Source organism: Pseudonocardia sp. ICBG601 (assembly GCF_020496245.1).
Map to the genome: position 1 here is coordinate 1 of NZ_JAHLJA010000005.1, position 10987 is coordinate 10987.

Annotated in this window: 6 protein-coding genes and 3 pseudogenes; all 9 read left to right on the plus strand. The window is 74.3% G+C overall.

Annotated features, from left to right (window positions below):
- A partial coding sequence (locus tag KPL57_RS05150) for a methionine--tRNA ligase (protein WP_226350724.1) occupies positions 1 to 1110 on the plus strand: 1110 nt, incomplete at its 5' end.
- Positions 1107 to 1970, plus strand: a complete 864-nt coding sequence (locus KPL57_RS05155) for a TatD family hydrolase (RefSeq protein ID WP_374203666.1) — start codon at positions 1107 to 1109, stop codon at positions 1968 to 1970. The genes KPL57_RS05150 and KPL57_RS05155, both read left to right, overlap by 4 nt.
- Before the next feature lie 265 nt (positions 1971 to 2235).
- Positions 2236 to 3147: a resuscitation-promoting factor gene (locus KPL57_RS69310; protein WP_308252776.1), complete on the plus strand. Its 912-nt coding sequence runs from the start codon at positions 2236 to 2238 to the stop codon at positions 3145 to 3147.
- A gap of 121 nt (positions 3148 to 3268) precedes the next feature.
- Positions 3269 to 4139, plus strand: a pseudogene (gene rsmA, locus KPL57_RS05170) (16S rRNA (adenine(1518)-N(6)/adenine(1519)-N(6))-dimethyltransferase RsmA).
- Between the two features lie 34 nt (positions 4140 to 4173).
- Positions 4174 to 5697: a DHA2 family efflux MFS transporter permease subunit gene (locus tag KPL57_RS05175; RefSeq protein ID WP_226350725.1), complete on the plus strand. Its 1524-nt coding sequence runs from the start codon at positions 4174 to 4176 to the stop codon at positions 5695 to 5697.
- A gap of 355 nt (positions 5698 to 6052) precedes the next feature.
- Positions 6053 to 6990: pseudogene (locus KPL57_RS05180) on the plus strand (4-(cytidine 5'-diphospho)-2-C-methyl-D-erythritol kinase); the annotation flags it as partial.
- Positions 6991 to 7063: 73 nt separating this feature from the next.
- A pseudogene (locus KPL57_RS05185) lies at positions 7064 to 8863 on the plus strand (ATP-binding cassette domain-containing protein).
- A gap of 337 nt (positions 8864 to 9200) precedes the next feature.
- Positions 9201 to 10160, plus strand: a complete 960-nt coding sequence (locus KPL57_RS05190) for an ATP-binding cassette domain-containing protein (protein WP_226350726.1) — start codon at positions 9201 to 9203, stop codon at positions 10158 to 10160.
- A 112-nt stretch (positions 10161 to 10272) separates the two neighbouring features.
- Positions 10273 to 10983, plus strand: coding sequence for an ABC transporter permease (locus KPL57_RS05195; protein WP_226350727.1), 711 nt, complete (start codon positions 10273 to 10275; stop codon positions 10981 to 10983).
- The last annotated feature ends 4 nt before the right edge of the window (positions 10984 to 10987 follow it).

Below are 10987 nucleotides of genomic sequence, written 5' to 3' on the forward strand. Positions count from 1 at the left end.
CGCGCCATCACCCGGGACCTGGAGTGGGGCGTGCCCGTGCCGCTCGACGTCTGGTCGGACAACCCGCTCAAGAAGATCTACGTCTGGTTCGACGCCGTCATCGGCTACCTGTCCGCCTCGGTGGAGTGGGCCCGCCGCGGCCCGGACCCGGACGCGTGGAAGCAGTGGTGGACCGACCCGGCCGCCGAGGCCTTCTACTTCATGGGCAAGGACAACATCACCTTCCACTCGGTGATGTGGCCGGCGATCCTGCTCGGGCAGAACGGCGCGGGTGACCGCGGCGGCGAGCCCGGCCCGTACGGGACGCTGGACCTGCCCAGCGAGGTCGTGTCCTCGGAGTACCTGACGATGAGCGGGTCGAAGTTCTCGACCAGCCGCGGCACCGTCATCTACGTCGGGGACTTCCTGCGCGAGTTCGGACCGGACGCGCTGCGGTACCACATCGCCGTCGCCGGGCCGGAGAACCAGGACGTCGACTTCACCTGGGACGAGTTCGTCCGCCGGGTCAACTTCGAGCTGGCCAACGAGTGGGGCAACCTGGTCAACCGGTCCATCTCGATGGCCCACAAGAACGTGGGGGCGATCCCGACGCCGACGGCGCCGCAGCAGGCCGACGCCGACCTGCTCGCGTACTCGAAGGCGGGGTTCGACACCGTCGGCGGGCTGCTCGCCCGGAACCGGTTCAAGCAGGCCGCGGGCGAGGCGATGCGGGTGGTCACCGCCGCGAACCGGTACCTGTCGGACCAGGAGCCGTGGAAGCGCAAGGACGACCCGGAGCGCCGGGACACGATCCTGCACACCGCGCTGCAGGTCGTGCAGGACGCGAACACCCTGCTCACCCCGTTCCTGCCGCACGCCGCGCAGAAGGTGCACGAGGCGCTCGGCGGCACCGGGGTGTGGGCCGCGCAGCCGGAGAAGACGACCGTGGACGACCTCGGCGACGGTCCCGCCTACCCGGTCCTCACCGGCGACTACGCCGCCGAGCAGGCCCACTGGGGCTCCACACCCATCGAGGTGGGGCGCCCGCTGGCCAAGCCGTCGCCGATCATCGCCAAGCTCGCACCCGAGCTGGGGGAGACCGGGCCGGAGTGGGCTCCGGTCCAGAAGTGAGCTCCGCGACGGGCGGGGACGCGGACCGGCCACCGGCAGGCCGGCGTCCCCGCCCCGAGCCGCCCGAACCGCTCGCCGCACCCACGATCGACAGCCACACCCACCTCGACGCCTGCGGCTGCGAGACCGACGCCGACGTCGTCGCCGCGATGGACCGGGCAGCGGCGGTCGGCGTCGTCGGCGCGGTCACCGTCGCCGACGACCTCGACGGCGCCCGGTCCGCGGTCCGGGCCGCACACGCCGACGACCGGGTGTGGGCGGCCGTCGCGCTGCACCCCACCCGGACGGCGCGGGTCACCGCCGGAGATCTCGCCGAGATCGAGCGGCTGGCCGCCGACGAGCGTGTCGTGTCGATCGGCGAGACCGGCCTGGACTACTACTGGGACCACAGTCGGCCCGCCGCGCAGCAGGACGCGTTCCGCTGGCACATCGGGCTGGCCAAGCGCACCGGCAAGCCGCTGATGATCCACGACCGGGACGCCCACGAGGACGTCCTGCGGATCCTGCGCGAGGAGGGCGCCCCGGAGACGGTGGTCTTCCACTGCTTCTCCGGCGACGCCGCGATGGCACGGGAGTGCGCCGACGCCGGGTACGTCCTGTCCTTCGCCGGCCCGGTCACCTTCAAGCGCAACGACGAGCTGCGTGCCGCGGCGGCCCTCGTCCCCACCGGTCAGTACCTCGTGGAGACCGACGCGCCGTTCCTCACCCCGCACCCGCACCGCGGCCGGGCCAACGAGCCCTACGTGCTGCCGTGGACGGTGCGCGGGGTCGCCGCGACCCGCGGGGAGCCCGAGGCCCTGGTCGCCGAGACGGCCCGCCGCAACGCCGAACGGATCTTCCGGCTGCGCACGACCGATTGACGCCGTCCGCCGTGATGAGCGGCGGGGTTGTCGTCACTCACCGTCGATCCCCGGCCGCTCGTCGCCACGCGCGCGTCGGACACGCTGCTCCGGGTCACGGTCCGCTAACGTCCGTCGTCGTACCCGCCGGGACGGGGTCGCTCCCCCGACCCGCGGGACGACGACCGGTCCGCTCCCCAGCGACGGTTCCGCTCCCCGGCACCGCGCCGGTCGTCGTTCCCGCAGGTCATGACTCCTTCCCGGACAGCCGAGACCCCGGGAAGTCATGTCTTCGCGTCACGCCGCACCGCTCGCCGACGACGAGCTCACGCGACCGCTCCCCGCCGTCGCGCCCGCCGGTCTCGCCGGCGACGAGGCCGGGTTCGTCACCTACGAGGGCCGTCACCGCACGGCCGCCGCCCGCTCCCGGGCCGGGGTCCGGACCGCCGCCGCGGCCGCGCTGTTCTCGGTCCCGACCGGTGGGCTCGCCGCCGCGGTGCTCTCCGCCCCCGCCGAGCAGCCCGCCCAGGAGCTCCACGCGGGGCTCGCCGAGAACGCCACCGATCTCGGCACGGCGTCGATGAACCTCGACCGGGCGTCCTCCCCGGCGTCGTTCGCCCCGGTCGCCGCTCCGACCACCGGCTCGGACATCGTGAACGCCCAGATCGTCGAGTCCCAGAAGCTCCCGGTGCCGGAGCAGGAGGTGCAGGACCCGTCGCTCGACGAGGGCACCCGCACCGTCGTCGACCCGGGCCGCGAGGGCGCCCGCAGCATCATCTGGCGGGTCACCTACGACCAGGGCCGCGAGGTCGCCCGCGAGCGCATCGGCGCCGGTCAGGACACCCCGGCCCTGCCGCGCGTGGTGAAGGTCGGCACCAAGAAGAAGGTCGAGGAGATCGTCGAGAAGGCCGGCGCGAAGGCGACGTCCTCGGCGCCCGCCGTCTCCAACGGCGCGACCTGGGACAAGCTCGCCAAGTGCGAGTCCGGCGGGAACTGGAGCATCAACACCGGCAACGGCTACCAGGGCGGGCTGCAGTTCAACAAGCAGACCTGGCAGGCCTACGGCGGCGGGCAGTACGCCCCGACCGCGGACAAGGCCTCCCGCGAGGAGCAGATCGCGGTCGCCGAGAAGGTTAAGGACGACCGGGGCGGGTACAGCGCCTGGCCGTCCTGCTCGTCCAAGCTCGGCCTGAGCTGATCCCGCACGCACCCCGCCCGGGGTGCCCCGCGAGAATGGTTCCGTGAGCGACCACGGGACCGACGGCGGCCGGAGCCGCAGCATCGACGCCGACGGCGACCGGAGCACCACCACCGCACGCCTGCTGGGCCCGGCCGACGTCCGGGTGCTGGCCGAGCGGCTCGGTCTGCGTCCCACCAAGAAGCTCGGTCAGAACTTCGTCCACGACGCCAACACGGTCCGCCGGATCGTGAAGTCCGCCGGCGTCGACGGTGACGACGTGGTCCTCGAGGTCGGCCCCGGGCTGGGGTCGCTCACCCTGGCGCTGCTGCCGGTCGCGGCCCGGGTGCACGTCGTCGAGATCGACCCGGTGCTGGCGGGGCTGCTGCCCGAGACCGTCGCCGAGCGTGCCCCCGGGCTGGCCGATCGCCTCACCGTGACCGGGGCCGACGCCATGCGGGTCGGCGCGGACCGGCTGGCGGCCGCCGCCGGGCCCGGGGCGTCGCCGCCCACCGCGATCGTCGCGAACCTGCCCTACAACGTCGCGGTGCCGGTGATCCTGCACCTGCTCGCCGAGCTGCCGTCGCTGCGGACCGGGCTGGTCATGGTGCAGGCCGAGGTCGCCGACCGGCTCGCGGCGGGACCCGGCTCGCGCGAGTACGGCGCCCCCAGCGCCAAGCTCGCCTGGTACGCGGCGGCCCGCCGCGCCGGGCCGGTGCCGCGCGCGGTGTTCTGGCCGGTCCCCGGCGTCGACTCCGGACTGCTGGCCTTCACCCGGCACGACCCGCCCGCCGACGCCGACCGGGCGGCGACCTTCGCGGTCGTCGACGCGGCGTTCGCCCAGCGTCGCAAGGTGCTGCGCGGGGCGCTGTCGGGCTGGGCGGGTTCGGCCGCGGCGGCCGAGCAGGCCCTGCGCGCCGCCGGCGTCGACCCCACCGCGCGCGCCGAGACCCTCGCGGTCCGACTTCGCCCGGATCGCCCGGAACCGCCCCGCAGGGGACCCTCCCGCCTGAACCGACCGGCCCCGGGGCAGCGCATGATGGCGTGGTGACACGGTCGAGGGAACAGGTGGTCAGCGCCGACGGGACGAGCCCGTGGCCCGCGTTGTGGGCCCTGGTGATCGGGTTCTTCATGATCCTGGTCGACGCCACGATCGTCACCGTCGCGACGCCCGCGCTGCTGACGTCGCTGGACGCCGACGTCAACTCCGTGGTCTGGGTGACCAGCGCCTACCTGCTCGCCTATGTCGTCCCGCTGCTGGTCACCGGCCGGCTGGGGGACCGGTTCGGGCCCAAGCGCGTCTACCTGTGCGGGCTCGCGGTCTTCACCCTGGCCTCGCTGTGGTGCGGGCTCACGTCGACCGTCGGCGCCCTGATCGTCGCGCGGATCGCCCAGGGGCTCGGCGCCGCGATGATGACGCCGCAGACCATGGCCGTCATCACCCGGACCTTCCCGGCGGCCCAGCGCGGACGCGCGATGAGCCTGTGGGGCGCCGTCGCCGGCGTCGCGACCCTCACCGGGCCGATCGTCGGCGGGCTCCTCGTCGGCGGCCTCGGCTGGGAGTGGATCTTCTTCGTGAACGTGCCGGTCGGGGTGATCGCCTTCGTCGCCGCGTGGCGGCTGGTCCCCTCGCTCGAGACCTCGCGCCGCCGGTTCGACGTGGTCGGCGTGGTGTTGTCCGCCGTGGGCATGTTCCTGCTGGTCTTCGGCATCCAGGAGGGGCAGAAGTTCGGCTGGAGCGTCGGCATCTGGGCGCTGATCGGCAGCGGGGTCGTCGTGCTGGTCGCGTTCGTGTGGTGGCAGCGGGTCACCACCAGCGAGCCGCTGGTCACGCTGCGCCTGTTCCGGGACCGGAACTTCTCGCTGGCCAACATCGCGATCTGCACCGTCGGCTTCGCGATCACCGCGCAGGGCTTCCCGCTGATGATCTACGCGCAGAGCGTGCGCGGCTTCACCCCCACCGAGGCGGCGCTGCTGCTCGCACCGCTGGCGATCTTCTCCGGCGCACTCGCCCCGTACACCGGGCGGTTGACCGACCGCGTCCACCCGCGGCTGATCGGCGGATTCGGGATGTCGACGTTCGTCATCGCGCTGGTCTGGCTGGCGGGGGTGATGGGCCCGGACACCCCGGTCTGGCAGCTGCTGCTGCCGCTCACCCTGCTCGGGATCTCCAACTCCTGCGTCTGGGCGCCGATCTCCACCAGCGCCACCCGCAACCTGCCGATGGACCAGGCCGGATCCGGGTCGGGCGTCTACAACACGACCCGTCAGGTCGGCGCGGTGCTCGGCAGCGCGGGCATCGCCGTGCTCATGGAGTCGCGGATCGCCGCGCTCGTCCCGGGCACGTCGACGACCGGCGGTTCCCCGGAGGTCGCCGCGGCCGGCGGGCCGCTGCCCGAGGCGCTGCGCGATCCCTTCGCGACGGCGATGGCCCAGTCGATGCTGTTGCCCGCGGCCGTGCTGGTCATCGGTGTCGTGGCCGTCGCCTGCTTCGCGACGCCGCGCCACCTGTCCGAGCGCCGTGCCGCCGCCGCGGAGCGTGCTGTCTCGGAGGACTCCCTCACCCGGTAGGCGCAGGCAGCACCGTCGTGCCACTCGCCGGGAACGGGCGTCGGCGTGGGCCGGGCGTCGGTCCTACCGGGTGCCGGTCGTACGGATTCGCTTACCCGGTAAGCGAGTTCGCAGGAGAGACGGTGTCGGTGTCGGGGGCGTCAGGTGGGGCGGTGGCCGGCCTCCCGGTCGTCGCGGGTGCCGGTCCTCCGAGTTCGCTTACCGGGTAAGCGAGTTCGCGGGAAAGGGGGTGCTCGTGGCGGGCCGGCCCGCCCCTGCCGCCTGGTCGGGGGCGCGTCGCCCGGAACCGGTGAGCCCGGCCACCCCGAGCGCCGGGCGGCGGCGGTCCGTCCCGTGCTGCCCGTAGGGTTGAGCAGTGCTGTCCGCCGTGCCGCGACCGGTCACCGTCCGGGTTCCCGCGAAGATCAACCTGCACCTCGCCGTGGGCGGGGTGCGGCCGGACGGCTTCCACGACCTGGTGACGGTCTTCCACGCCGTCAGCCTGTTCGACGAGATCTCGGTCGAGCCGGCGCAGGAGCCCGCGTTGGAGGTGCACGGCGACGGGGTGGCCGAGGTGCCGCTGGACGCCACCAACCTGGCCTGGCGGGCGGTCGAGCTGCTCGCGGAGCGGGCCGGGCGGGCCCCGGACGTGCGGGTGACCCTGCGCAAGGGCATCCCGGTCGCGGGTGGGATGGCGGGCGGCTCCGCCGACGCTGCGGGCACGCTCGTCGCGCTGTCGTCGCTGTGGCGGTTGGAGCTGGGCCGCGACGATCTGTCCGAGCTGGCCGCCGAGCTCGGATCGGACGTCACGTTCGGTCTGCACGGCGGCACCGCGCTCGGCACCGGCCGTGGCGAGAAGATCATCCCGGTGCTCGCCCGGCACCGGCTGCACTGGGTGATCGCGCTGGCCCGCGGTGGGCTGTCCACCCCGCGGTGTTCGCCGAGCTGGACCGGCTGCGTGGCGACGGCCCGATCACCGAGCGGCCGGTCGAGCCCGTCCTGGAGGCACTGTCCTCGGGCGACCCGCGCCGGCTCGCGCTGAACCTGGGCAACGACCTGCAGGTCGCCGCCGTCTCGACGGCCCCGGATCTGCGCCGCACCCTGCGCGCCGGGGTCAACGCCGGAGCGCTCGCCGGTCTGGTGTCCGGCTCCGGGCCGACGTGCGCGTTCCTGTGCGCCGACGCCGACTCCGCCGTCGAGGTGGCGACCGAGCTCGCCGGCATGGGGGTGTGCCGCACGGTGCGGGTCGCCCACGGCCCGGCCGGCGGCGCCCGCATCGTCGACACCTCGGAGACGGGCGGCGACCACCCCCCCGACCGCGGCGGCCCTCGAGCTCCGGCTCATGGCCCCCGGTCCGTGCCTGACCTTCCCAACGGTGGAGACGTAGTTGCCCGAGAACCTGCTCAACCTGGAGAACGTCACCGCGCACGTGCCCGGTGACGCCTCCCGCGTCCTGCTCGACGGCGTCTCGCTCGGCGTCGAGCGCGGCGACCGGATCGGCGTCGTCGGCCTCAACGGCGGCGGGAAGTCGACCCTGCTCGACGTGATCACCGGCGACCGCCCGGTCGAGGGCGGCCGGGTCAGCCGCCTCGGTGGCCTGCGGATGGCGCACCTGGTGCAGCACGACCGCTTCCCGGCCGGGTCGACGGTGCGTGACATCGTCCTCGCCGAGTACGGCGCCGACCACGAGTGGGCCGCCGACGCCCGGGTCCGCGACGTCCTCGACGGGCTCGCCATCTCCGACATCGAGCGGCCCACCGACGGCCTGTCCGGTGGCGAGAAGCGCCGGGTCGCGCTCGCCGCGGCGCTGATCGGGGAGCTCGACCTCGTCGTCCTCGACGAGCCCACCACCACCTCGACGTCGAGGGCATCGGCTGGCTCGCGACGCACCTGACGTCGCGGCGGATCGCACTCGTCGTCGTCACCCACGACCGCTGGTTCCTCGACACCGTCTGCACCCGCACCTGGGAGGTCGCGAACGGCCGGGTCGAGTCCTACACCGGTGGCTACGCGGACTGGGTCTATGCCCGGGCCGATCGCGGCAGGCAGGCCGACGCCGCCGAGCAGCGCCGCCGCAACCTGGCCCGCAAGGAGCTGGCCTGGCTGCGCCGTGGCCCGCCCGCCCGGACGTCGAAGCCCCGGTACCGGATCGAGGCCGCCGAGGCCCTGATCGCCGACGTGCCCGCGCCGCGCGACACCGTCGAGTTGATGGCGTTCGCGACCAACCGGCTCGGCCGCACCGTGCTGGAGCTGGAGGACGCGACCGTCTCCGTCGCCGGGCGCACCCTGCTCGCCGGCGTGACCTGGCGGCTCGGCCCGGGCGACCGGGTCGGCATCGTCGGGATCAACGGCTCCGGCAAGACGACGCTGCTGCGCGCCCTGTCCGGGGAACGCGCGCTCGACTCGGGCAGGCGCATCCAGGGCAGCACCGTGAAGATGGCGCAGCTGTCCCAGGAGCTCGTCGATCTGCCCGCCGAGATGCGCGTGCTGGAGGCCACCGAGGCCGTCGCCAAGTACGTGCGGTTCGGCAAGCAGGAGATGACCGCGTCGCAGGTGCTGGAGCGGCTCGGCTTCCCCGCGGCCCGCCAGTGGACCCCGGTCGGACGCCTGTCCGTGTGGCGAGCGACGGCGGCTGCAGCTGACCCGGCTGCTGATGGACGAGCCCAACGTCCTGCTGCTCGACGAGCCCACCAACGACCTCGACGTCGACACCCTCGCCGGGCTGGAGGACCTCCTCGACGGCTGGCCGGGCACGCTGGTGGTCGTCAGCCACGACCGGTATCTCACCGAGCGTGTCTGCGACCAGGTCGTCGCCCTGTTCGCGACGGCCGGCTCACCCCTGCCCGGCGGGATCGGTGAGTACCTGACCCGCCGCGCCGCCATGGGGCGCGTGGGCCGGCGGGGCGCACCGACCGCGCCGGTGCCGGCGGGAGCGCCCGTCGCGCAGGCGGCAGGGCCGAAGGCGAGCGCCGCGGAGCAGCGGGCCGCCCGCAAGGACGCCCAGCGCCTGGAGCGGCGGATGGGGCAGCTCACCGCGCAGGAGGAGAAGCTGCACGCCAAGCTCGCCGAGGCCGCGACCGAGCCCGGCCGGCTGATGGAGCTGGACCGGGAGCTGAAGGCCGTCGTCGCCGAGCGCGAGAGCGTCGAGCTGGAGTGGCTCGAGGCCGCCGAGCGCGCCGAGGGGTGAGGGGTCTCTCCTACCCTGGTAGGAGAGACCCCGGGTAAGAGATCGGTAGTTCGACCGATCCGCGGCCCCTGGCGTGCCGATACCGTCGTACTCGCGTCACGGCGGGCTGGGGAGCCTCGCCGGAGGCGCGGGGGGATGGACGGGCCGGTTCCGTCGCCACGGTCGGGGGGTGGCGACGGGACCGGGCCCGTGCCGACACCACCCGCAGCCCAGGGTCCGCGGCCGTCGCCGCGATGCCACGGTTCTCTGCCGTCGCCTCTCTGCCGCCGCCGCGGTGCCAGCGCCGTGCCAGCGCCGTGCCAGGGCCGTGTCAGCGCCCGGGCGCACGCTCGGCGGCATGAACACCCCCGCAATCGAGGTCGACGGCCTGGTCCGGACCTTCGGTGAGGTCCGCGCCGTCGACGGGATCTCCTTCTCCGCCGGGCGCGGACAGGTCCTGGGCCTGCTCGGCCCCAACGGCTCCGGCAAGACGACGACCGTCCGCATGCTGGCCACGCTGCTCCCGCCGTCGGCCGGCCGGGCCGCGGTGCTCGGCCGCGACGTCGTCGGCGACGCCGCCGGGGTCCGCTCCCTGATCGGCCTCACCGGCCAGTACGCCGCCGTCGACGAGGCCCTGACCGGCCGCGACAACCTCTACCTGATCGGCAGGCTGCTCGACCTGCCGCGGTCGGCCGCCCGGGCCCGCGCCGCCGAGCTGATCGACCGCTTCGGGCTCACCGACGCCGCCGGGCGCCGCGCCGGCACCTACTCCGGCGGCATGCGCCGCCGGCTCGACCTGGCAGCGAGCCTCGTCGGACGCCCCGAGGTGCTGTTCCTCGACGAGCCCACCACCGGGCTGGACCCGCTGCACCGCAACGAGGTGTGGGACGCCGTGCGGCGACTCGCCGAGGACGGTGTCACCGTCCTGCTCACCACCCAGTACCTGGAGGAGGCCGACCAGCTCGCGCACGACCTCGTCGTCCTGGACCACGGGCGGGTCATCGCCTCCGGCACGGCCGCCCAGCTGAAGTCCCGGGCGGCGGCCGACGCCTGCACGTCCGTGCCGAGCTGCCGCGCGAGGTGCCGCTGGTCGCCGCCGTCGTCGCCCAGGAGACCGGCGCCGAGCCGACGGTCGAGCCGTCCGGGGAGGTCACCGCGGCCGTCGCCGACCACGGCGCGCTGCGCGCGCACCGAGGACCGGCTGGTCGCCGAGGGCGTCGCCGTCGCCGAGATCGGCCTGCGGCTCCCCAGCCTCGACGACGTCTTCCTCTCCCTCACCGGCCACGCGGCCGAGACCACCTCCGGAGGCCCCCGATGACCGCCACCCTCGACACCCCGCCCACCACCCCAGCTCTCCGGCCGGGCGTCCACCTCGGCCCCGCTGCTGCCCTCGACGCTGCGGCACGGGCTGTCGCTGGCCCGCCGGGATCGTGAAGACGATCCACTCGCCGGAGGCACTGATCGACGTCACCCTGCAGCCGGTGATCTTCCTGCTGCTGTTCGTCTACGTCTTCGGCGGCGCGATCGCCGGCAACAGCACGGAGTACCTGCACTACGCCCTGCCCGGTGTGCTGCTCCAGACGGTGGTGTTCGCCTCCGCGGGCACCGGCGTGGGATTGGCCGAGGACCTCAAGACCGGGATCTTCGACCGCTTCCGCAGCCTGCCGATCTCCCGCGCCGCCCCACTGGTCGGTGCGATCGGCGCGGACCTCGTCCGCTACCTGACCTCCGGGGTGATCATGCTGGCGTTCGGGTTCGCGCTCGGCTACCGCACCCCGGCGGGTCCGCTCGGGATCCTGGCCGCGTTCGGGCTGGTCGTCGCGTTCGCGTTCGGCCTCTGCTGGGTGTTCACCGCACTCGCGATGGTCGTGAAGCAGCCCCGCTCGGTGCAGGGCCTGTCCGCGCTGATCATGCTGCCGCTGACCTTCGCCAGCTCGGTGTTCGTCCCGACGCAGACGATGCCCGGCTGGCTGCAGGGCTTCGTCGCGGTCAACCCGGTCTCGCGGACCGCGGACGCCGTGCGCGCCCTGCTCGACGGCGCGCCGGCGGGAGGCGCGGCGACGGTGTCGCTGCTGACCTCCGCGGGCCTGGTCGTGGTCTTCGCGCCGCTGGCCGTGGCGCTCTACCGGCGCCGCACCTGAGCGC